General features: G+C 55.1%; 22 protein-coding genes. 8 read left to right on the top strand and 14 right to left on the bottom strand.

What is annotated here, in order from left to right; all coding sequences use genetic code 11:
- The first annotated feature begins 54 nt into the window (after nt 1-54).
- Complete coding sequence (locus tag HALO_RS09675; RefSeq protein ID WP_050713371.1) at nt 55-501, top strand: hypothetical protein; 447 nt, start codon at nt 55-57, stop codon at nt 499-501.
- Here HALO_RS09675 and HALO_RS09670 read toward each other — a convergent pair.
- From HALO_RS09670 to HALO_RS09640, 7 genes are all read right to left on the bottom strand, one after another.
- Nucleotides 498-1220, bottom strand: a complete 723-nt coding sequence (locus HALO_RS09670) for a SanA/YdcF family protein (RefSeq protein ID WP_035580273.1) — start codon at nt 1218-1220, stop codon at nt 498-500. The two genes, HALO_RS09675 and HALO_RS09670, sit on opposite strands and share 4 nt — an antisense overlap.
- Before the next feature lie 18 nt (nt 1221-1238).
- On the bottom strand, nt 1239-1808 hold the full coding sequence (gene sufT, locus HALO_RS09665; protein ID WP_035580276.1) for a putative Fe-S cluster assembly protein SufT: 570 nt from the start codon (nt 1806-1808) through the stop codon (nt 1239-1241).
- Nucleotides 1809-1844: 36 nt separating this feature from the next.
- Nucleotides 1845-3140, bottom strand: a complete 1296-nt coding sequence (locus HALO_RS09660; RefSeq protein ID WP_035580279.1) for a cysteine desulfurase — start codon at nt 3138-3140, stop codon at nt 1845-1847.
- Nucleotides 3141-3166: 26 nt separating this feature from the next.
- Complete coding sequence (sufD, locus tag HALO_RS09655) at nt 3167-4507, bottom strand: Fe-S cluster assembly protein SufD (protein ID WP_050713370.1); 1341 nt, start codon at nt 4505-4507, stop codon at nt 3167-3169.
- Nucleotides 4504-5253 carry a Fe-S cluster assembly ATPase SufC gene (gene sufC / locus HALO_RS09650; RefSeq protein WP_035580283.1) on the bottom strand — a complete coding sequence of 250 codons (750 nt, stop codon included), beginning with the start codon at nt 5251-5253 and terminating at the stop codon, nt 4504-4506. The genes sufD and sufC overlap by 4 nt, the downstream gene beginning before the upstream one ends.
- A 73-nt stretch (nt 5254-5326) precedes the next feature.
- Entirely contained in the window at nt 5327-6769 is a 1443-nt protein-coding gene (gene sufB, locus HALO_RS09645) for a Fe-S cluster assembly protein SufB (RefSeq protein WP_050714155.1), read from the bottom strand.
- 78 nt (nt 6770-6847) lie between these two features.
- On the bottom strand, nt 6848-7312 hold the full coding sequence (locus HALO_RS09640; protein WP_035580287.1) for an SUF system Fe-S cluster assembly regulator: 465 nt from the start codon (nt 7310-7312) through the stop codon (nt 6848-6850).
- 295 nt (nt 7313-7607) lie between these two features.
- Between HALO_RS09640 and HALO_RS09635 the strand changes: the two genes are divergently transcribed.
- On the top strand, nt 7608-7808 hold the full coding sequence (locus HALO_RS09635) for a putative motility protein (protein ID WP_035583474.1): 201 nt from the start codon (nt 7608-7610) through the stop codon (nt 7806-7808).
- Nucleotides 7809-7881: 73 nt separating this feature from the next.
- On the opposite strand, the gene HALO_RS09630 is transcribed toward HALO_RS09635, so the two are convergent.
- The 3 genes from HALO_RS09630 to HALO_RS09620 form a co-directional block, all read right to left on the bottom strand.
- Nucleotides 7882-8223, bottom strand: a complete 342-nt coding sequence (locus HALO_RS09630; RefSeq protein ID WP_035580290.1) for a zinc ribbon domain-containing protein YjdM — start codon at nt 8221-8223, stop codon at nt 7882-7884.
- Nucleotides 8224-8324: 101 nt separating this feature from the next.
- Nucleotides 8325-8801 carry a YbhB/YbcL family Raf kinase inhibitor-like protein gene (locus HALO_RS09625; protein ID WP_035580293.1) on the bottom strand — a complete coding sequence of 159 codons (477 nt, stop codon included), beginning with the start codon at nt 8799-8801 and terminating at the stop codon, nt 8325-8327.
- A 43-nt stretch (nt 8802-8844) separates the two neighbouring features.
- Nucleotides 8845-9219 carry a thiol-disulfide oxidoreductase DCC family protein gene (locus HALO_RS09620; RefSeq protein ID WP_035580296.1) on the bottom strand — a complete coding sequence of 125 codons (375 nt, stop codon included), beginning with the start codon at nt 9217-9219 and terminating at the stop codon, nt 8845-8847.
- Between the two features lie 91 nt (nt 9220-9310).
- On the opposite strand from HALO_RS09620, the gene HALO_RS09615 reads away from it, so the two are divergent.
- A complete protein-coding gene (locus HALO_RS09615; RefSeq protein ID WP_035580299.1) occupies nt 9311-9787 on the top strand; it encodes a flavodoxin family protein in 477 nt (158 codons plus the stop codon).
- 136 nt (nt 9788-9923) lie between these two features.
- Nucleotides 9924-11012, top strand: a complete 1089-nt coding sequence (locus HALO_RS09610; protein ID WP_035580302.1) for a histone deacetylase family protein — start codon at nt 9924-9926, stop codon at nt 11010-11012.
- A gap of 97 nt (nt 11013-11109) precedes the next feature.
- Here the strand turns inward: HALO_RS09610 and fadA are convergent, their stop codons facing one another.
- Together fadA and fadB are read right to left on the bottom strand one after the other, a co-directional pair.
- The gene (fadA, locus tag HALO_RS09605) at nt 11110-12288 is read right to left on the bottom strand and encodes an acetyl-CoA C-acyltransferase FadA (protein WP_035580305.1); all 1179 of its coding nucleotides are present in this window, start codon (nt 12286-12288) and stop codon (nt 11110-11112) included.
- Nucleotides 12289-12312: 24 nt separating this feature from the next.
- The gene (gene fadB, locus HALO_RS09600; RefSeq protein ID WP_050714154.1) at nt 12313-14511 is read right to left on the bottom strand and encodes a fatty acid oxidation complex subunit alpha FadB; all 2199 of its coding nucleotides are present in this window, start codon (nt 14509-14511) and stop codon (nt 12313-12315) included.
- 234 nt (nt 14512-14745) lie between these two features.
- Between fadB and HALO_RS09595 the strand changes: the two genes are divergently transcribed.
- On the top strand, nt 14746-15900 hold the full coding sequence (locus HALO_RS09595; RefSeq protein WP_035580308.1) for a DUF5924 family protein: 1155 nt from the start codon (nt 14746-14748) through the stop codon (nt 15898-15900).
- Nucleotides 15901-15976: 76 nt separating this feature from the next.
- Nucleotides 15977-16429: a transcriptional regulator SlyA gene (gene slyA, locus HALO_RS09590; protein ID WP_035580313.1), complete on the top strand. Its 453-nt coding sequence runs from the start codon at nt 15977-15979 to the stop codon at nt 16427-16429.
- Here slyA and HALO_RS09585 read toward each other — a convergent pair.
- Nucleotides 16408-16974 (bottom strand): hypothetical protein, encoded by a 567-nt coding sequence (locus HALO_RS09585; RefSeq protein WP_035580316.1) that lies wholly within the window; start codon nt 16972-16974, stop codon nt 16408-16410. The genes slyA and HALO_RS09585 overlap by 22 nt on opposite strands.
- Nucleotides 16975-17170: 196 nt before the next feature.
- On the opposite strand from HALO_RS09585, the gene HALO_RS09580 reads away from it, so the two are divergent.
- Nucleotides 17171-17623 carry a universal stress protein gene (locus HALO_RS09580; RefSeq protein ID WP_035580319.1) on the top strand — a complete coding sequence of 151 codons (453 nt, stop codon included), beginning with the start codon at nt 17171-17173 and terminating at the stop codon, nt 17621-17623.
- Between the two features lie 62 nt (nt 17624-17685).
- Here the strand turns inward: HALO_RS09580 and HALO_RS09575 are convergent, their stop codons facing one another.
- Nucleotides 17686-19602 carry an ATP-binding cassette domain-containing protein gene (locus tag HALO_RS09575; protein ID WP_050713369.1) on the bottom strand — a complete coding sequence of 639 codons (1917 nt, stop codon included), beginning with the start codon at nt 19600-19602 and terminating at the stop codon, nt 17686-17688.
- Between the two features lie 185 nt (nt 19603-19787).
- Here HALO_RS09575 and HALO_RS09570 point away from each other — a divergent pair, with 185 nt between their 5' ends.
- Nucleotides 19788-20783, top strand: a complete 996-nt coding sequence (locus HALO_RS09570) for an AraC family transcriptional regulator (protein ID WP_050714153.1) — start codon at nt 19788-19790, stop codon at nt 20781-20783.
- Nucleotides 20784-20907 lie beyond the last annotated feature (124 nt).

Raw genomic sequence — 20907 nt, 5'->3', positions numbered from 1 at the left:
GCAAATCGTCGCTGTCACCCCCACAATCTGCGTCACCGAAGGAGGTAGACGCTCATGTTTCTCGATAATCGCCAAGTGGCGATGGACAGCGTATTGGAAGCGCTGGCCGATAGCATTGATTATTTCCAAGACAATATTGAACGCCTGCGCCCCTCGCTGCGTGACGCTTTAAAGCCGCATTACACAGCACGGCTTAAGCAGATGCGCCAGTTGCAGGATCTTGCCCGTGCGCATCTAAAAATGCTGCCCCGGGACGCGGACGTTGAGCGCGATGATTTTTTATGGCTGTGGAGKCGCCTAAAAAGCTTCGTCGGCAACGATAGCCAAGTATTGATCAATGAGCTATTGGAGCAAGAGCGGGTGTTAATGCAGGCCCTCTCCTCGCTGTATACCCACCCACTACCCGATCCGATCGAACCGGTGGTAGAAGAGTGTATGCAGGGGTGCCGTAAGCTTATCCGCGAGCTGTATGCGCTGCAAAAGCGCAAAACGCACCGTTAAGGGACTGCAAAGCGCTCGTTTAGTGAAGGCAGAATAAGATCGAAGGGCGCCCGCCTAGGTAACTCGATGGGCTCGGGCGTACCGAGAAAATAGGGCTCCCTCCCCCATACATAGAGATCTCCCAGGGTGGCCACACGCGCTGCCCATTCGCGCAGCTTTAAACGCCATCCCACCGTTACATTAGGGTCATCTGCCACGCAGCCAGTAACGTCGATACCTAGCTCACGACCAATATAGACCGCGCGGGGAAGATGCCAGCTCTGGGTGATCAGCAGGGCCTTGTCCAACTGAAAGACATCCCGGGCACGCGCCAGCGTGTCATAGGTACTAAAGCCTGCAAAATCCATGGTTAACTGCTCAGACGCGACCCCACGTCGATACAGCTCGCGCCACATTGCCCGTGGCTCGTTATACGCCTGGGTACGATTATCCCCTGAAAGCAACAGATGCTCGACCTGGGACTGTTCAATTAAGGTAGCAGCGGTTCGCATACGCGCATGGAAGTGCGGGTTTCGCCCCCCTCTGCGCGTCCAGTGAGACGTGCCAAAGACGATCCCCACTTCTGCCGGGCGACACTGCTGTGGCTGACGCTCAATATAAGCCGCAGTCGTCGCGAGAACCCAAAAATTACCACCTATAAACAGCAATGTCGCCAGCAGCAATAGTGCTCCTAGCGACATTAATAAACGCTTTAGCCATATTAACAAAACGTTATGCATCCAGCTCCCCAGCCGGGATTAGAACATGCCGAGTTCAAGCTTGGCCTCGTCACTCATCATGTCACGGCTCCAGGGTGGGCTGAAGACTATTTCGGTGTGCACTTTGCTGATCTGCGGCGCACCGAGAATCTTATTGCGCGCATCCGCCGCAATCACATCGCCCATCCCGCATCCTGGGGCCGTGAGCGTCATGCGAATAGTAACAAGCCGCTCGCCGCTGATAAGGCGCTCAATGCGGCAGCCGTAAACCAAGCCCAGGTCAACGATATTGACCGGGATCTCTGGGTCAAAGCAGGTACGTAGCTGTTCCCACACGAACTGTTCTATTTCTTCCTCGGTAGCCGTTTCTGGCAGCGTAGGACGTGGTAGCGACTCAAGCCCTAAAGCATCCAGGTTGCGCCCCTCTATCAAGTAGAGGCGCCCCTCAAAACCGACGCTTACCGTACTACCTTTCGCCTGCATAACGCTTACAACGCTATCCTCGGCCAATGTTTCCGTGCTACCAAACGGAATGGCAATAGCTTCCACATCGCGCTGGAGCGGTAACTGTTGGCCACGTTCGAGGCTGGCAACTTGCTCAAGATCCATAACTGTCCTTAAATGACGATTCTTAAAGAATCGACCTTAACGCACCATACCAATGACACGTTGGAGTGCTTCTACAAAGCGATCCACTTCATCGAGGGTATTATACGCCGCAAATGAAGCACGGCACGTCGCGTCTACCCCGAAATGATGCAACAAGGGCTGTGCGCAATGGTGGCCGGTACGAATAGCGACGCCGAGCTGATCGATCAGCAGGCCGATATCTTGCGCGTGAGCTCCCTCCACCACAAACGATAGTACCCCTGTTTTTTGCGGCGCGGTGCCTAAAATACGCAGACCATCGATTTGGCCAACGGCCTGGGTCGCGTGCTCAAGTAACTGCCCTTCCCAGCCACCAATGGCGGCGATACCGATGCTCTCCATCCACTCAATAGCTCGCCCTAAGGCGATCACTTCCGCAATAGCGGGCGTGCCCGCTTCAAACTTATGCGGAATAGCAGCAAAGGTGGTGCCCGCATCAAAAGAGACGGTGCTGATCATCTCGCCACCGCCCTGCCAGGGTGGCATGGCTTCAAGCAGTGCCTGCTTGCCGTAGAGCACGCCAACGCCTGTCGGCCCGTACACTTTGTGGCCAGAGAAGGCATAGAAGTCGGCATCAATGGCCTGCACATCGACCACTTGGTGAGGTGCTGCCTGAGCACCATCAATCAGAATCAGCGCACCCTGCTGATGGGCAAGGGTTGCCATCTCTTGCACCGGGTTAATGGTTCCCAGGGCATTAGAAACATGATTCACCGCCACCAGCTTAGTGCGCTCACTCAGCAGCGAGCGATAGGCAGCCATATCCAATGCGCCGTTGGCCTCAACGGGAATCACCTTAATGGTAAAGCCAATCTCGGCGGCCAGAAGTTGCCAGGGCACAATGTTGGAGTGGTGTTCAAGCATCGAAATCAGCACTTCATCACCGGGAGCAAGGTTTGTGCGCCCCCAGCTATGAACGACCAGATTTATCGCTTCCGTGGTGCCGCGGGTAAAGATGATCTGACGCGCATCTTCCGCATTAAGAAACGCCTTAACCTGTTGGCGCGTGCCTTCAAACGCCGCCGTCGCCTCATCGGCGAGGGTATGCAGCCCGCGGTGAATATTGGCGTTATAGCGCGAGTAGTAATCGCTAAACACGTCAATCACCTGCTGAGGTGTCTGGCTAGTGGCCGCATTGTCTAAATAGATCAGCGGCTTGCCGTGCACCTGACGAGCCAACACCGGAAAGTCCTGGCGCAGGCGCATAACATCAAAGGTCGCTTGCGTAGGGCTCTCTTGCAAAGAACTCGACTGCAAAGGGCTGTGCGTTGGCTCAATAACGGGATGTGACATCAGACGCTCCTGATTGGGTAGTGGCGCTAGTCGTTAAGTGAAACCGCCGCTTCGACAAGCCCGGCAAGGTTGAAGCGCTCTGGCAGCTTGCCAGCAACCGCTAATTCAACGCGCTCGGCAATCTCATCCAGAGTAACTTTGTCCAACACCTCGCCAGCAAAAGCGAGCGTGAGCAGCCCGCGGGCAGTGGCTTCATCGATACCGCGCGTACGCAGCGCGTAGATTGCCTCTTCGTCTAACTGACCCGTGGTGGTGCCGTGTGAGCACTTGACGTCATCCGCATAGATCTCAAGCTCCGGCTTGGCATCGATGTGGGCGCGATCCGATAGCAGCAGGTTTTGGTTACTCTGAAAGCCTTCAATCTTCTGACTATCACGCTTGACGTACACCTTGCCGTTAAACACCCCATGGGCGCGGTCATCCAGAATGCCCTTGTAGTTCTCGTTGGAGAACGTCAGCGGCGCATTGTGGTTTACCTTGGTGTGGTTGTCGACGTGCTGGCGACCCTGACCAAAGAACAGCCCCAGGAAGTTGGTTTCCGCACCCTGGCCATTCAAATCGCTGATCAGGTCGTTGCGCACCAGCGCGCCGCCCAGGCTCAGGTTGTAGGAGGTGTAGCGGGTATCGCGGGCTTGCTCCACGTGAATGCTAGCCACGTGCATATCGCCCAGCGGCGCTTCTTGCAGCTTGTAGTGGGCCAGGATCGCGCCACGGKCAAGCATCAGCTCGCCAACCACATTGGTGAAGTTAGTCGCTTCGCTTTCGCCGGTGTAATGCTCGATCAGCGTGGCCTCACTGCGGCCTCCCGCTTCTACCAGCACCCGCGGGTGACACATTACCGGCTGACCGGCACGGGACAGAAACTGCAGCAGGATGGGTTTCTCAACCACTGTTCCCGGGGCAATGCGAACCACGGCGCCCTCTTCCATAAAGGCAGTGTTTAGCGCCGCGAAGGGTGAGAAATCAACCCCGGTTAAACGCCCCAGCGGCCCACCCACGGCTTCGTGGTTCTCTGCTAGCGCCTTGGAGAGCGGTAACACCTGAACGCTTGACGGCAGTGAATCCACATCCGAGAGCGCCGATGAGAAAACGCCATCCACAAAGGTTAAGCGGTAAGCATCAATCGGCAGTGTTAGCGCCGCGGCACTGGCCTGGGAGAACTCAGCGTTGTCGGCGAGGGCAAAGTTTCCCTGGGCGATCGAGCGCACATCGGTGTATTTCCACTCTTCGTCACGACGAGTAGGAAAACCCAGCGCTTCAAAACGCGCAGCACCCGCTTGGCGACGCGCGGCGATCCAGGTGGGTTCCGCCGTGTAGTTCGAGCTGCGCGCCTTCAGCGTATCTAAAAAGGTTTGCGTATCGCTCATGCCACAGACTCCTCGATACCTTCGTACCCGTTGGCTTCCAGCTGTTTAGCCAGCTCGGCGTCGCCAGTTTTGACAATACGGCCATCGACCAGGACGTGAACTTTATCCGGCACGATGTAATCCAGCAGGCGCTGGTAGTGAGTGACCAACAGAATGGCGCGGTCTTCAGCGCGCAGGCTGTTAACGCCGTCGGCGACGATTTTCATGGCGTCGATATCCAGGCCGGAATCGATCTCATCCAGCATGGCAAGCTTCGGCTGAAGCACCAGCATTTGCAGGATCTCATTGCGCTTTTTCTCGCCGCCGGAGAAGCCTTCGTTAACGGCGCGCTGGAGGAAGCTGGCGTCCATTTTCATATAGCCCAGCTTCTCTTTGACCAGCTTCATAAACTCCGGTGCGGGCATTTCGCCTTCGCCGCGGGCTACCCGCTGGGCATTAAGCGCAGATTTCAGCAGGTAGATGTTTTTAACCCCTGGAATCTCCACCGGGTACTGGAAACCCAGCAGTAAGCCGGCCTGGGCGCGCTCTTCAATCTCCATCTCCAGCACGTCTTTGCCTTCAAAGGTAATCGTGCCCTGTGTGACTTCGTAGCCGTCTTTACCGGCAATCACCGCGGATAGAGTCGATTTACCCGCGCCGTTCGGCCCCATAATGGCGTGCACTTCACCCGCCTTGATGGTCAGGGTCAGGCCTTTGAGGATTTCATTACCTTCGACGGAGACGTGTAAATCATTCACTTGCAACATATTGATTACCTTCTGATTCTGGCGAGTCGCTACGGCGACACTACTGTAATTAAGTGGAATAAATGACCAGCGGTTAGCCGACTGCGCCTTCCAGGGTCACGTTGAGCAGCGCTTCGGCTTCAACGGCGAACTCCATGGGCAGCTCTTGGAAGACGTCTTTACAGAAACCGTTGACGATCATGCTGACAGCGTCCTCTTCCGAGATACCGCGGCTCTGGCAGTAGAACAACTGGTCTTCACCGATTTTCGAGGTGGTCGCCTCGTGCTCAATGGTCGCCGTGCTGTTACCAATTTCCTGATAAGGAAAGGTGTGCGCACCGCACTTATCACCGATTAGCAATGAGTCGCACTGGGTAAAGTTACGCGCCCCTTTGGCCCGCGGGCCAATTTTCACCAGGCCACGGTAGGACTGGTCACTCCTACCCGCTGAGATACCTTTGGCGACGATATACGAACGCGTACCTTCGCCAATGTGAATCATCTTGGTGCCGGTATCGGCCTGCTGGCGACCATTGGTAACGGCGACGGRGTAGAACTCGCCGATACTGTCTTTGCCGCGGAGTACGCAGGAGGGGTACTTCCAGGTAATCGCCGAGCCGGTTTCTACCTGGGTCCAGCTAATCCGTGAACGGTCGCCGCGGCAGTCGCCACGTTTGGTGACGAAGTTATAGATACCGCCGACGCCATTTTCGTCACCGGGGTACCAGTTCTGCACGGTGGAGTATTTGATATAAGCATCATCCAGCGCCACAAGCTCTACCACGGCGGCGTGGAGCTGGTTCTCATCGCGCATCGGCGCGGTACAGCCTTCCAGGTAAGAGACCTGGGCACGGCTTTCACAAATAATCAGCGTGCGCTCAAACTGGCCGGTGTTGGCCGCGTTAATCCGGAAGTACGTAGACAGCTCCATCGGGCAAGTCACGCCTTCCGGCACAAACACAAAGGAGCCATCGGTGAACACCGCAGAGTTCAGCGCGGCAAAGTAATTATCTGCCACGGGAACCACGGTGCCCAAATACTGTTTGATCAGCTCTGGGTAGTCGCGGATAGCTTCAGAAATCGAGCAGAAAATAACACCCGCTTCGCCCAGCTGTTTTTTGAAGGTGGTCGCTACCGACACCGAGTCAAATACCGCATCGACCGCGACACCCGCCAGCGCGGCGCGCTCGTGCAGCGGGATACCCAGCTTCTCATAGGTTTCCAGCAGCTTGGGGTCCACTTCATCCAGGCTCTGAGGACGATCTTCCGGGCGTTTCGGCGCACTAAAATAGGAGATCGATTGGTAATCGATCGGCGGATAGTCAAGATGCGCCCAGGAAGGGGCTTTCATCTTCAGCCACTGGCGGTAGGCATCCAGACGCCACTCCAGCATCCACTCCGGCTCACCCTTCTTTTTGGAGATAAAGGCGATGGTGTTTTCATCCAGGCCAGGTGGCAGGGTGTCGCTCTCAATATCGGTTACAAAGCCATCTTTGTATTCGCGACGAACCAACTGTTCCATTTCTTCGCTTGCCATGGTGATACCCTCCGGGCAGTTGGGTGGCGAGGTCATCGCCTTTAATAATAAATTAGGCCTGCTGTGCTTACGCTGCTGTTAGGCAGACGCTGCCGACAGGCTGATCGTTTGAATAGGCAGTTGCACCGGCAGCTTAATCGGCGCTGTATCGGCTAAATGCGCTAACGTCACACTTTCAAGCAGCGTGCGCATGGCCAATGAGACCCGCTGCCAGTTGTCGGCCACACCGCAGGTAGCCACAAGCTCACAATCGCCTTCTGCTTGGCTGCACTCGGTCATGGCGACAGGGCCTTCAATTGCCGCAATAATATCGGCGGCGGTAATCTGTGATGCGGGCCGGGCAAGGCGGTAACCGCCTTGGGCGCCACGCTGGGAAACCAGCAGCCCTGCCCGCACCAGCATTTTGAGCGTTTTACTCACCGTCGGATGGGGCAACTGCACGGCCTCAGCTAACTCTGTCGCTGCATGCGACGCCTGGGGGTGGCGGGCAATTTGCGCCATGACCACCGCGGCATAGTCTGTCAGCCGAGAAAGCTTAAGCATGTCGACTCCCTTTATGTCATCAGTACGCCGCTAACCATATGGTCGCCACGTCAATTGAGTACCATTTTAGTCCTGTATAAATTTGATGTGAAGCCCTTGAGCAAAATGGATAACAATTTACGCAAAATAACAGCACGTTCGCCGCTGATCACATCAAAAACAGCAATCATTATCATTTAGAAAAGCTATTACCTCTGCATCTGCTGCTTTGCATTGATTAGCCGTCTCTGCTAGTTTCAAGGCGTATTAGATGCCCCTACTGTGTGAGGCATCGAGATATTTGGAGAAGCAGACTATGGATGCAGCAGTCAACAACATGGTAAACGCAACGCTGGATATGAGGCAGGCACAAGCCATCCAAGAGGCTCAGTTCGGCGTTTTTAAAGAGGCGTTAGACGGACAAGCAGCGCAGATAACGGCACTAATGGACGGCGCCATGGAGGCACAGTTGGCCACCAGTGGCAGCGTTGGCACGCAGATTAATACCACTGCGTAACTAATTGACGGTAGATAAGCAAATAGCCCCTGACTAACGCCAGAGGGCTTTTTTTTGGCTATCGGTAGTCGTTTTAAGCTTTTTTAACAAACTCGGATTTAAGCTTCATTGGGCCGATACCATCAATCTTGCAGTCGATATCGTGATCGCCGTCCACCAAGCGGATACTTTTCACTTTGGTGCCCACTTTGACCACCAGTGAACTGCCTTTAACCTTCAAATCCTTAATCACCGTGACGCTATCGCCGTCAGCTAACATATTGCCATTGGCGTCGCGTACGCCTGATGCGTCATCAGCGCCCTCCTCTTCTGCCACCTTTGACCACTCGTGGCCGCACTCTGGGCAGACATACTGCAATCCATCGTCGTAGCTAAACTCAGAGGCACAGGCAGGACAGTTAGGCAGATCACTCATCAGACGGCTCCATCACATGGCTATTAAATAAGACTAATACAAGGTCTAAGAAAGCGATGGAGCCTACACGGGTTACGCAAAATGTCCAGCCAGAGGCTAGATCAATCGCGCTGATAAGTGCCAACCAAACGGTTCATGCCCAGCAGGTGAGGCTCTACCTCTTTGAGCAGTTCAGCCAGCGTAAGTCCTTCAGGCAGCGAGGTTTGGTGATCCAGCGCCAGCACCCAAAAATAATAAAGGTGCTTACCGTGCCCTTCTGGCGGCATCGGGCCACAATAACCTGTACCGCCTTTATCATTAGCGCCAACGGTGCCCGCAGCGCTCTTTTCGGTTAATTCATGAAGATCGCCAGGCAGGTTATAAAGCACCCAGTGGACAAAGCCGTAGCTGCCTTCCTTGACCAGCGGTGCGTCAGGATCGTGACAGATCACCGCAAATCCCTTGGTTCCTTCAGGCGCGCCCTGCCAAGCAAGCACTGGCGAAACATCTTCACCTTCCCCGGTATGCTTGGAGGGGATCGCTTGATGGTCGGCAAACGCCGAGCTGGTAACCTGCATTGATGAAAGTGCAAATGCCATGCTTTATCTCCTTGGTTTATTTGATGCGTCTTTCGCACCCAGTCTAGCAACTCCACCGGCCTTGTTTCTTCAAGCGGCGCTTAACCCAGACGTCATAAAGCGCTCGCAGTCCTGATTTAATTCCCGGCAGGCCAATGATCCAGGCGACCGGCACCAGTAAAGGGATACGCGCCATTAACAGGCGGTAAGCATCGATACCCTCAATCAGTTGGCCTTGCGCGGTTTCGACATGTAGAGATCGCAGCGCTGTATCAGAGTCAACGCCCTTTTCCCTCAACGCCTGATGATGTTCGCTCACATCTAGCCAGCCAATGTCATCTGCGTGGCGGCCCGACCAGCGCTCATAGCGTCGCCGCTCTTGCCGGCACAGCGGGCACTGGGCATCGTAAAAGACATTGATCGATGGCTCATTGGGCATATAGGCTCTCTACTTAGCGTCACTGAAGCAGTGTGGCATTTTCAACGTTGGGTGCAACCTTTCTGATATTGACCGCTTATAGGCAACTGTTATGACATCTGAGTTCAAAAAACAGCTATTGGTTGTGGCCCACGCCCCTTCAGCAAATACGCAATCTCTACGCGAGGCTGCGAACAGAGGCGCTTGCCATCCTGATCTCGAACAGATGCATTGCGTGGTCAAGGCTCCCTTGGAAGCACGCCCAGACGATGTGCTGGCCTGCGATGCCATTCTGCTCGGCACTACGGAAAACCTGGGCTATATGAGCGGCGCGCTCAAGGATTTTTTTGATCGCAGCTACTACTCTGTGCTTGAAGAGAAGCAGGGACTGCCCTGCGCGCTTTATATCCGCGCCGGCCATGATGGCACTGGCACCCAGCGCGCAGTGGAAAGCATCATTACGGGCCTGCGCTGGCGGTGGGTACAGCCACCGCTCATTTTGCTCGGCGAGTGGCAGCCTTCGTTTGCAGATCAAGTAGAAGAACTCAGTATGACCCTGGCGTTTAGTGTTGAGAGTGGCATTGTTTGAAATGTGACATTGTATAACGCTGCCTAGCCTGCCTTACTGTAGCTAAGCATTTTCGTGCCCATTGTGCGATTAAAAGACGGCAGCGCCTTGCTTACATTACTGCGGTGACTCAACGCACATACACTAGGTAGCCATTATGCATAACGTCATTGCCTTCTATGATGATCGCGTTCTCGCTCACGAGCCCAACATTGATGCCGACTTTTTACCCCAACGGATCGATAAGCGCATTCGACACCTGCTGGCAGGGCTCCCGGTGCCGTGGAAATATCCCGAACATCCCGGTCGTTTGAAAGCCATTCAACAACTGCTCGAGCGAGCACCCATTGCGGGGCTTCAAACTGAAGGGGGCAAAGCGGCCACCCATGAACAACTCGCCCGGGTGCATACCACCTCTTATCTAAGCGATATTTTCAGTTTGCGCGGCAAAAATGCCTGGCTGGATGTCGACACCACGGCGGTCTCACCGGGCAGCGTAGATGCTGCAGAAGTCGCCGCAGGAACGGCCATTGCCGCGGTAGAAGCGGTGATGGAGAAGCGCGCTAAAAGCGCCTTTGCCCTGGTACGCCCACCGGGCCACCACGCGGAACCCGTGCGTGCTCGTGGCTTCTGCTTATTCAATAACGTTGCGGTGGCAGCGGCCCATGCACGCAGCGCGCTGGGCTGTGAACGAGTACTGATCGTCGATTGGGACGCCCACCACGGCAACGGCACCCAGGATATCTTTTGGGCAGAGCCCGACGTGATGTTCTTTGATATACACCGCGCCGCGCCCTTCTACCCTGGCTCAGGGCACTTGGAAGAGGTGGGCGCTGGTTTAGCTGAAGGCACCACCATCAACGTACCGTTACCGGCGGGCGCTGGCGATGAGGCATTTCTAAAGGCATTTCGCGATATTCTCGCCCCGGCCGCGGCGTGGTTTAAGCCCGATATTATTTTAGTTTCCGCCGGCTTTGACCCGCACTGGCACGATTTAGCGCTGAATGTTTCCTATGAAGGATTTGGCGCGCTAACCGGTTTTTTACAGCAGCTAGCTGAACAGCATTGCGATGGTCGTTTGGTGTTTGTATTAGAGGGCGGCTACAACCTGGAGTCCCTGGCCAACGGCACCAGAGCAGTACTCTCCGTGCTAGCAGGCAACACTGTTCCAGTCCCTGATACCTGCGGCATTGCGGAAGTCCAAGCCGCGGCAGATTTCCACCGCACGGCGTTTCAATCTGAATAGCGTTTTTCTGAATAAAAGGTTTGCTAATAAAAACGGCACCTCGCGGTGTGAGGTGCCGTTTTGTAGTGTCGAATTGAAGCAATGAAGAGCGCGGTGGTTATTTCAAACGTTCAAACACCGTCGCAACGCCCTGCCCCATACCAATGCACATGGTCGCCAAGCCCAGGGTGGTATCGCGCTGCTGCATCACGTTAAGCAGCGTGGTGCAGATACGTGAGCCCGAGCAGCCCAGCGGGTGACCTAGGGCAATCGCGCCGCCGTTCAGGTTCACTTTGTCATCCATTGCATCCAGGAAGCCGAGATCTTTCAGCACCGGGATACCCTGAGCGGCAAAAGCTTCGTTGAGCTCAACGGTTTGAATATCCGCCGCGGAGAGGCCGGCGATTTTCAGCGCTTTTTTAGACGCGGGCACCGGGCCATAGCCCATGATGGACGCATCGCAGCCTGCCACGCCGGTAGAGAGCACTTTCGCAATGGGCTCTAGGCCGAGTGCTTGAGCGCGCTCGTAGCTCATCACCGCCATCGCCGAGGCGCCCACAGAGAGCGCCGAGGAGGTGCCCGCCGTGACAGTACCGTTGCGCGGATCAAACACCGGCTTCAGATTCGCCATGGATTCAAGGGTGGAGTCGCCACGAATAACCTCGTCGCGTTGAACCATGACTCTAAAGCCGCGCTGGTCGTGGCCTTCGACACCGATAATTTCGTTATCGAAGTAGCCCTTCTCCATCGCCGCCTGGGCGCGCTGGTGAGAGCGCACGCCGAATTTGTCCTGCTCTTCCCGGGAAACGCCGTGCATCTTACCCAGAAGCTCGGCGGTCAGGCCCATCATCATCGCCGCTTTGGCCGCATACTTGCTAGCCGCCGGGTTTACATCAACGCCGTGGGCCATGGGTACGTGCTCCATGTGCTCCACACCGCCGATGATAAAGAAGTCGCCCATGCCCGCTTTGATATTGGCAGCGGCGATATGCAGCGCCGTCATCGAAGAGCCACACAAACGGTTAACGGTTTGTGCGGGTACCGAGCGGGGAATGCCGGTCATAATGGCCGCGTTGCGGGCAATATTCATCGACTGCTCAAGCGTCTGGTTCACACAGCCCCAGATCACATCATCGACTTCAGAAGGATCTAGATTAGGATTACGAGCAAACAGCGCCTGCATAGCCGCAGCAGAAAGGTTCTCAGCACGAACGTTGCGGAAAGCGCCGTTTTTGGCTTTCGCCATGGCGGTACGTACACCGTCTACCACCACAATATCTCTCGGATTCAAACTCATCATATTTCTCCTGTGCGTGGTGGTTTAGGCTTGATTGGCAGACTTAGCGTCAGACTGATTGCCTGGATAGAATTGCTCGTTGTTCTGAGCCATCTGACGCAGCTTATCGGTGGGCGCGTAAAGCGGCCCCAACTCGTCGGCCAAGCCTTCAGCCAGCTTGACGAACTCCGCCACGCCCATGGCGTCGATGTAGCGCAGCGCACCACCGCGGAACGGTGGGAAGCCAATGCCGTAAATCAACGCCATATCCGCCTCAGCTGGCGTGGCCACGATGCCATCTTCCAAACAGCGCACGGTTTCCAAGCAGAGTGGTACCATCATGCGAGCGATAATATCCTCGTCGGAAAACTCTTTATGCTCTTTCACCACCTCTTTAACCAAGGCGTAAGCCGCTTCGTCGGTGACTTTCTTCGGCTTACCCTTTTTGTCCTCTTCGTAGGCGTAGAAGCCCTTGTCGTTCTTCTGGCCTAAACGATCATTGTCGTACATGACCTGAATGGCGGTTTTACCGTCGCGAGCCATACGATCAGGGAAGCCTTCAGCCATTACTTCGTTGGCATGAACAGCGGTGTCTAAACCGACCACATCCAGCAAGTAGGCCGGGCCCATGGGCCAGCCGAACTTCTCCATCACTTTATCGACGCGCTGAAAGTCCGCGCCTTGCTCAACTAAGAAACTAAAGCCACCAAAGTAAGGGAACAGTACCCGATTGACCAAGAAGCCGGGGCAGTCGTTAACCACGATCGGGGTTTTACCCATTGCCCGCGCGTAGGCCACGGTAGCGGCAACGGCGGCATCCGAGGKTTTCTCGCCACGAATCACTTCCACCAGCGGCATACGGTGCACGGGGTTAAAGAAGTGCATGCCACAGAAGTTTTCCGGCCGCTTGAGGTTCTGCGCCAAGCGGTTAATGGAAATCGTCGAGGTGTTAGAGGTCAGAATAGTGTTGTCGCTCACCTTCTCTTCCACTTCCGCTAACACAGCGCCTTTAACCTTGGGATTTTCAACCACCGCTTCGACGACGAGATCAACATTGCCAAAATCGCCGTAAGAGAGCGTTGGGCGAATATTGCTGAGTTTTTCAGCCATTTGCTCAGTGGTCAGCTTGTTGCGCTCTACCTGCTTGGCAAATAGCTTACGGGCTTCTTTAAGCCCCAGTTCGATGGCGTCGTCCTTGATATCTTTCATCAGAATCGGCGTGCCTTTAGAGGCACTCTGATAAGCGATACCGCCGCCCATAATGCCTGCGCCCAGCACAGCCGTTTGCTTAACTGGCTGCGCCTGCTTCTCATACTTGCTGGCTTTCTTCTTGACCACTTGGTCGTTGAGGAACAGGCCCACCAAGTTAAACGCTACGCTGCTTAGCGCCAGTTTGGCGAAAGCTTTGGCTTCAATCGCCTGGGCACGGCCACGCTCTTCACCTGCGCCTTTTTGGATCACTTTGATCGCTTCAACCGGCGCCGGATAATGGGGCCCCGCTTTACCGGCGACATAACCTTTAGCGGTTTCAAAAGCCATCATCTGCTCAATGGGGTTGAGCTTCAGCGGGCTGGTCTTTTCAGCGCGACGAGCTTGATAATCCAGCTCACCAGCGTTGGCACGATCCAGAATATCCAGCGCGGCCTCTTCCAGCTGTTCGGCCGTCACCACCGCATCCACGGCACCTACTTTTAGCGCGGCATCGGCGCGGTTTTCGGTGCCACCGGCAATCCACTCGATGGCATTGTCGGCGCCGATAATACGCGGCAGGCGAACACAGCCACCCCAACCGGGCAGAATGCCGAGTTTGGTTTCTGGCAGGCCGATCTTGGTTTTCTCGCCCATCACACGAAAATCGGTGGTCAGCAATACTTCACAGCCACCACCCAGCGCCAATCCATTAATCGCCGTAACAGTGGGGAACGGCAGATCTTCGATAGCGTTAAAGATAGCGTGTACCTTGAGGTTCATCTCCTCCAGGTAGGCTTCGCCTTTATCAAACAGGCTGTGAAATTCGGTGATATCGGCGCCCACGATAAACACATCTTTCCCGCTAGCAATCAGCAAGCCTTTTAAGCCGTTTTCAGCTTGAATGGCCTTCACCGCCTCATCCAGCTCTGCTATCACAGCGCTGGAGAGCTTATTAACGGACTCATCTTTCAGATCGAAAGTGAGCATTGCGATATCATTGCCACTCGGGGTGTCACGACGTGTCACCGTGATGGCGTTGCCTTGATAAATCATCCGCGCTCTCTCCACATTTTCGGGCTGGCTCTGAAAAGAGAACCCGCCACGTTTTTTCATACGGCTTCTATAGACTTTCATACGGTCGTTTGATTGCCTTAGCTTGGTTGAGTTGCCAGGCAACGTCAAGCCCAGACTTTTGGCTAATTTACCCATCTAGTGAGACCAGCACTCCCCTGTGTGCGTTCATACTGCTAGGATCACGCTTCTTTTAATTTTGTAGGTTACCTTGTTATGGGCACACTGCTCACGCCATCGCGCATTGAGGCCGTTCAGCGGCGTATTGAAAGCATTGTCGAACGGCTAAAGCCGTGGAGCTGGATGTGGCCGCCCATGGCGTTCACTGCCGGTTTAGGTAGCTTCTTTCTGGTCGATCGCCAGCAGTGGTTAGGCGCTGCGTTAGCGCTGGGATTACTGTTCGCCTGGACACTACTGCTTTCCGAAAGTTTGATCAGCCGCTGGTTGTCGCGACGTGGACATCCCACACCCCCGCGTGGCGTGACCACCTTTATTGCTCAAATGATTCACCAGGAAACACTTTTCTTCACGCTGCCGTTTATTTTAGTCACCACCGTGTGGAATAGCGGACAGACGCTGTTTGCGTTGCTGGTCGGCGGCATGGCGATCCTGTCGATTATCGATCCGCTCTATTTCAAGGTCGCGGAGCGTTGGCGCAGTCTATATTTCGTCTTTCATGCCCAGTGCGTTTTCCTGGTACTGCTGGTCACGCTACCCATCATGGTGCATCTCACCACTGGCCAAAGTCTGCTACTGGCCCTGGGAATCACCATTTTGGTAGCCCTGCCAAGCTTTTGGCACTTGCTTAAGCAGCGCTCGCTCAAACGCTGGTGCGCTTTTTTTGTATTGACGCTGCTACTTGCCTATGGCGCTTGGCTTGGACGTATCTGGGTCCCACCCGCCAGCCTATGGATGACCAGCAGCGCGCTGTCTCCCGGTTTTGATGTGGAACAGCGTCTACCTCAGGGCTCTATGGCATTAACACCGCAAGCGATTAGCGAGAATGGCCTTTATGTTTATACCGCTATTCGGGCACCACGCGGCTTAAGTGAAACCATTACCCATGCTTGGCATCATAATGGTGAGGAAATGGACGTTGTGGAGCTTAATATCGATGGTGGCCGCGAGCAGGGCTATCGCGCGTGGAGTCATAAACAAAACTTTCCTGAAGACCCTACTGGGGATTGGCGCATCGACATCATGACGGGGACTGGCCAGCGCTTAGGGTTGATACGTTTTGAGGTGTCAGCAGATCCTCAGCACGCTTCACTGGCAGATGGCGAAATAAGCGCCAGTGGCCTAAGTGGATTAAACTTACGGCGATTTATACCGGGTCGCTCTAATGATGAAGAAGCGCGTCCGGAAGATTGAGGGGTTAAGCACCTTGCATTCAGCGGCGCAGCTTATGACAATTCCTATACTCACACTTATTGGCAGCTAGTTACCTATGGCTTCAACGATTGGATTTCGCATCGCACGCTTGCCCCATTTATGGCGCTCCATCTTGGATCGACGCTTAGCGCCGTTGGGTTTAACCCAAACACGCTGGGTGACGCTGTACCACCTGTGGCGGCTGGGCGAAGGCCACCCGCAGTGCGATCTCGCCCGCGTTATTGGGGTTGAGGCACCTTCGCTGGTGCGCACCCTTGGACAGCTTGAGGAGCAAGGCCTGGTTGAGCGACGCGCCTGCGACAATGACCGCCGCAGCAAGCGTATTTATCTTACCCCAGCCGCTATGCCGCTGTTGGAGCAGATCGACAACGTTGCCCAACAGGCGCGCAAAGAGATGTTCGCCGGCTTAAGTGAGGAGAACCTTGAGCAACTCAACGACTGGTTGGCGGTGATTGAAGCGAATGGACTGGCAATACAAGCACGGGATCAAGACAGCCCGGCTTCTTGATCACTGGCTTTGAGCGACACCGGCTCAGTGCCCTTCAGTGGCTGGCTGAAAGGCTGGTCGGCATGGCCACGCAGTGCATCTCGCAGCTGCTGAAATTCGGGTAGATAGGTCGCGAATCGCTCCGCGGTTTGCGACTCCCACCACCAAAGCGTCAGCGCATAAGGCGTTGATTGCACCACCAGTGCGTCTTGCGGTAAACGTTCCAGCAACGCTTTTAAAGGTATCGCGGCATTATCGGGTAGCGGACGCAAGGGGGCTATTCGCCAACGCCAGCCTGCGTAATAGGGTGCTAAAGCCTCGCTGGCATTGCTGTCTCTTACCAGCAGAAAATCCGGGCCGGGCCCTTCCTGGGGAAAGTGCCAACGGTACGCAGGCATAGTGCCTCTAAAATAGTGTAGCGGCGGCTTTTCCAGTTTGATGCTAACCCCCTGCTTTGAGGTTTGCGAACGCAGCGCCTGTTGGCGTTTTTGCCGCGGGCTGGGCTTTAGCCACATCACTGGCGCGATTACCAGCATCAAAATAAACACTATAATGAACCAATCCATCTCTACATTTCCTCCTACATAAGCCACACTGTATTACACTACTCTAAAAACCATGGCTCAGGCCGTTGTTTTGACTCAAGTCATTGTTAAAACGCTTGCTATTGTTAAAAAAGGACACGCCATCTAAAGTAAAGGTCATTGAACAAAGAGCTTTTTTCTTTGTTAACTAGTGCTATCCATGCCAAGGAGATACGCCATGAGCTATCACCACATTTTAGTTGCCGTTGACCTAACCAAAGACTCCCACAAGATTCTGGAACGTGCCGTTGCGATCGCTGAACGTAACGAACAAGCCAAAATCTCCATTATGCATACCCTGGAACCGCTTGGGTTTGCTTACGGTGGCGATATCCCCATGGACTTGACCAGCATCCAAGACCAGTTGGATGAACACGCTAAAAAACGCTTGGCCGAAATTGCCGCCCCACATATTGCCGAGCCTGATCAGCACGTTGTCGTTGGTATGCCCGATACCGAAATCCACCGTTTTGCCGAAGAGCACGATGTGGACTTGATCGTAGTGGGCTCCCATGGCCGCCACGGCTTCGCCCTGTTGTTGGGCTCAACCTCTACCGGTGTACTGCACGGCGCCCAGTGCGACGTACTCGCGGTGCGCGTAGGTAAAAAAGGCGAACAAAGCGACGAGTAATCCACGGCGTTATACCGCTGACAAAAAAGGCGCCCACACGGCGCCTTTTAACGTTACTTAGCCTATTCCCCTGCAGCCATCGCTTCCAGCTCCATCCAGCGCTCCATGGCAACTTCTAACGCCTTTTGCACTTTTTCAAGCGTTTGCAGCTTAGCCGTCACTGCGTCGGCATCCTGCTGATAAAACGCAGGGTCACCGATTTCACTCTCTAACGCCTCTATTTCCCCCTCAAGACGTTCGATTTCAGCGGGCAGTGCATCTAGCTCACGCTGCACATTGTAAGAAAGTTTGACGCTCTTTTTCGCTGGCATAGCGGGTGCTTCAGCGACCTTTTTGGGCGCCTCTGAAGTAGGCTCGGTACGCTGACGTGCCGCGCCTTCCCAAGGCGCCGGTGGCAGCTTGCCACCTTGGCGAATCCAGTCGGTGTAGCCGCCCMCGTATTCACGCACCACGCCGTCGCCCTCAAAGGCGAGCATGCTGGTGACCACGTTATCCATAAAGGTTCGGTCATGGGAGACCAGCAGCAGCGTGCCATCGAAATCGAGCAGCAGCTCTTCAAGCAGCTCCAAGGTTTCCATATCGAGATCGTTGGTCGGCTCATCGAGCACCAGCACGTTAGCTGGCTGGGTGAACAGCTTGGCTAACAGCAGGCGGTTTGACTCGCCGCCAGAGAGCGCTTTTACCGGCTGACGCACTCGCTCGGGCGTGAATAGAAAGTCCTGCAAGTAGCTCATTACATGGCGATCTTTGCCGCCTACGCTAACGCGATCGCTGCCCTGGGCAACGTTGTCATAAACCGTTTTTTCCAGCTCAAGCCCGGCGCGCAGCTGGTCAAAATAGGCCACTTTTAGGTTAGTCCCCATCTGAACCTTGCCTTCACTGGGTTCCAACTCGCCCAGCAGGATTTTCAGCAGGGTTGTCTTGCCCGCACCGTTGCGCCCCAGGAAACCAATACGGTCACCGCGCAGCACTTCAAGGTTAATATCGCGCAAGATCACCTCATCGCCAAACCGCTGGGTAACGCCCTGCAGTTCAACAACGCGCTTGCCTGTGCGCTCACCACGATCTACCGTCAGGTTGGCATTACCCTGGCGCTCACGACGCTGGCTGCGCTCGTTGCGCATCGCTTCCAGCGCCCGCACCCGGCCTTCGTTGCGGGTACGCCTGGCTTTAACACCTTGACGAATCCAGGCTTCTTCCTGGGCGAGTTTTTTATCAAACTCGGCGTTCTCCCGCGCTTCCACTTCCAGTTCATGCTGCTTGCGGGCCTGATACTCTTCGTACTTGCCGGGGTAACGCCCTAGTTGGCCGCGGTCCAGTTCAAGAATATTGGTCGCTAGTTTGGAAAGAAACGCCCTATCGTGTGTAATCAGTAGTACCGCGCCATTAAAGGCCAGCAGTTGCTCTTCCAACCAGGCAATGGTGTCTAGGTCCAAATGGTTGGTAGGCTCGTCGAGCAGCAGCAGATCAGGTTCGGCCACCAGCGCGCGCGCCAGCGCTACACGGCGGCGCCAACCACCGGAGAGCGAGCTCATCTCAGCCGCGGGGGGCAGGCCTAAGCGGGTCAGCACGGTGTCGATACGCTGGTGGAACGACCAGCCATCAATGGCTTCCAGGCGCGTTTGCAGGGTCGCCATGCGATTCATATCGGGGTCGGGATCGTTAATAAGATGATCGTACTCCGACAACAGCTCCCCCGCTTCCGGCAGGCCTTGGGCCACCATATCAAAAATGGTTAGACCGGATGACTCAGGTAACTCTTGAGACAGTACGCCTATTTTCAGGCCAGGTGCGCGCCAGATAGAGCCGTCATCGGGCAGGATATCCCCCGCGACCAGCTTCAGCAGGGTGGACTTGCCGGTGCCGTTGCGCCCGACCAGCGCCAGCCGCTCGCCTTTTTCAACCGTCAGGTCGGCGCGATTGAGTAGTACATGGGTGCCGTAGGCGAGTTGCAGCTGTTCGAGTCGTAACAGGGTCACGCGGTGTCCTCCTTAATCGTGAGGCGCACAGTGTAACGCATGAGCGCGCCGGGAGGGGGAACGTTATAGCACTGAACCGTATGGAGCAGAGACCACCAGCGTGGTAACGTTTTCCCAGCAAATAAAGTAACCCTATTAAAAGACATTTTTTTAAAGGCGGGCTGACAGTGACGGTGACCGTCTCGATGCATTTTGTAAATGAGCTGTTTAAAGGTTTACCCAACAGCGATACAACGCCCACCCGCTACCTGGAACGAGCGGGGATCTCGCCCTTTTTACTTTCGGCTCCCCATGGTCGCGTCACCGTTGAGCAGTTTGCCGAACTCTACCGCGGACTAGTCAACGAACTGGATGACGAAACGCCTGGATTTTTCTCCCGCCCGCTGCGTGGTGGCACCCTAAAACTGCTCTGTTTAAGCATGCTGGATGCACCAAACCTGCAGGTGGCGCTGCATCGCTATACGCAGTTTTTTCGTATACTGCTTGATGACTTTGGCTATGCGTTTACCCTTGAAGATGACTTGGCCCGCATGGCGTTGGTGGAGCATGCGCCCTTGGTGGGCAGCCGCATCTTAATTCATGAGCTAATGCTCAAGCTGTTTCATGGCATCGCGTCGTGGATGATTGCGCGTAAAATACCGCCCATTTTGATGGAATGCGCTTACGCCCAGCCGCCCCACAGTGCTGATTATCTTTACTTTTATCCTGGCACGGTGCGCTTTGAGCAGCCGCAAACCGCTATCTATATTGATCGCACTTTGCTTGATCACCCTATTCGGCAGACAAAGAAACACCTGGGCGCTTTTCTAAAGCGCGCCCCGGCGGACTGGTTCTATGTGTCGTTTGCCGATCGCCTGCTCACTCACCGGGTGCGGGAGCACCTTTCACGTCATTTGTTGACGGCAGGTTCGGTGCACAGCGCTGCCGATGCGCTACATATGTCTGCACGCACGCTGGCGCGGCATTTAAAAATGGAGGGTACCCACTTTCAAGCGGTCAAGGATGAGTACCGCCGCGATGTCGCTATTCAGGCACTCACCTGCAGTGAGAAGCCCCTTGTCAATATTGCAGAAGCATTGAGTTTCGAGGATCTAGCCTGTTTTAGCCGTGCTTTTAAAACCTGGACAGGCAACTCCCCCGCCGCGTATCGCAAAGCACGCACGGTAGGGAATGTTCGCTAATCGCATAGAGATATAGCAGTTACCTACCTGCATACATCAGTGTCGAGGGCAGGTTGGAGCGAGGGTCTTTTTCCATGGATGGAAAAAGTAGCGTCCACGGATGGATTCACAGCGCCCTCGCGGA

Source organism: Halomonas sp. R57-5, assembly GCF_900070345.1.
GTDB classification, from domain to species: Bacteria; Pseudomonadota; Gammaproteobacteria; order Pseudomonadales; family Halomonadaceae; genus Vreelandella; species Vreelandella ventosae_B.
This window is presented reverse-complemented; position numbering and strand designations above follow the sequence as displayed.

What these genes read in the sequence shown, in the direction of transcription:
- sufT (WP_035580276.1), bottom strand. Translation starts at nt 1,808, where the DNA reads ATGGATCTTGAGCAAGTTGCCAGCCTCGAACGTGGCCAACAGTTACCG.
- HALO_RS09580 (WP_035580319.1), top strand. Translation starts at nt 17,171, where the DNA reads ATGAGCTATCACCACATTTTAGTTGCCGTTGACCTAACCAAAGACTCC.
- HALO_RS09610 (WP_035580302.1), top strand. Translation starts at nt 9,924, where the DNA reads ATGCATAACGTCATTGCCTTCTATGATGATCGCGTTCTCGCTCACGAG.
- HALO_RS09630 (WP_035580290.1), bottom strand. Translation starts at nt 8,223, where the DNA reads ATGAGTGATCTGCCTAACTGTCCTGCCTGTGCCTCTGAGTTTAGCTAC.
- sufC (WP_035580283.1), bottom strand. Translation starts at nt 5,253, where the DNA reads ATGTTGCAAGTGAATGATTTACACGTCTCCGTCGAAGGTAATGAAATC.
- HALO_RS09585 (WP_035580316.1), bottom strand. Translation starts at nt 16,974, where the DNA reads ATGGATTGGTTCATTATAGTGTTTATTTTGATGCTGGTAATCGCGCCA.
- HALO_RS09570 (WP_050714153.1), top strand. Translation starts at nt 19,788, where the DNA reads ATGCATTTTGTAAATGAGCTGTTTAAAGGTTTACCCAACAGCGATACA.
- HALO_RS09625 (WP_035580293.1), bottom strand. Translation starts at nt 8,801, where the DNA reads ATGGCATTTGCACTTTCATCAATGCAGGTTACCAGCTCGGCGTTTGCC.
- HALO_RS09635 (WP_035583474.1), top strand. Translation starts at nt 7,608, where the DNA reads ATGGATGCAGCAGTCAACAACATGGTAAACGCAACGCTGGATATGAGG.
- HALO_RS09620 (WP_035580296.1), bottom strand. Translation starts at nt 9,219, where the DNA reads ATGCCCAATGAGCCATCGATCAATGTCTTTTACGATGCCCAGTGCCCG.
- HALO_RS09640 (WP_035580287.1), bottom strand. Translation starts at nt 7,312, where the DNA reads ATGCTTAAGCTTTCTCGGCTGACAGACTATGCCGCGGTGGTCATGGCG.
- fadA (WP_035580305.1), bottom strand. Translation starts at nt 12,288, where the DNA reads ATGAGTTTGAATCCGAGAGATATTGTGGTGGTAGACGGTGTACGTACC.
- HALO_RS09615 (WP_035580299.1), top strand. Translation starts at nt 9,311, where the DNA reads ATGACATCTGAGTTCAAAAAACAGCTATTGGTTGTGGCCCACGCCCCT.
- HALO_RS09670 (WP_035580273.1), bottom strand. Translation starts at nt 1,220, where the DNA reads ATGCATAACGTTTTGTTAATATGGCTAAAGCGTTTATTAATGTCGCTA.
- HALO_RS09660 (WP_035580279.1), bottom strand. Translation starts at nt 3,140, where the DNA reads ATGTCACATCCCGTTATTGAGCCAACGCACAGCCCTTTGCAGTCGAGT.
- HALO_RS09595 (WP_035580308.1), top strand. Translation starts at nt 14,746, where the DNA reads ATGGGCACACTGCTCACGCCATCGCGCATTGAGGCCGTTCAGCGGCGT.
- slyA (WP_035580313.1), top strand. Translation starts at nt 15,977, where the DNA reads ATGGCTTCAACGATTGGATTTCGCATCGCACGCTTGCCCCATTTATGG.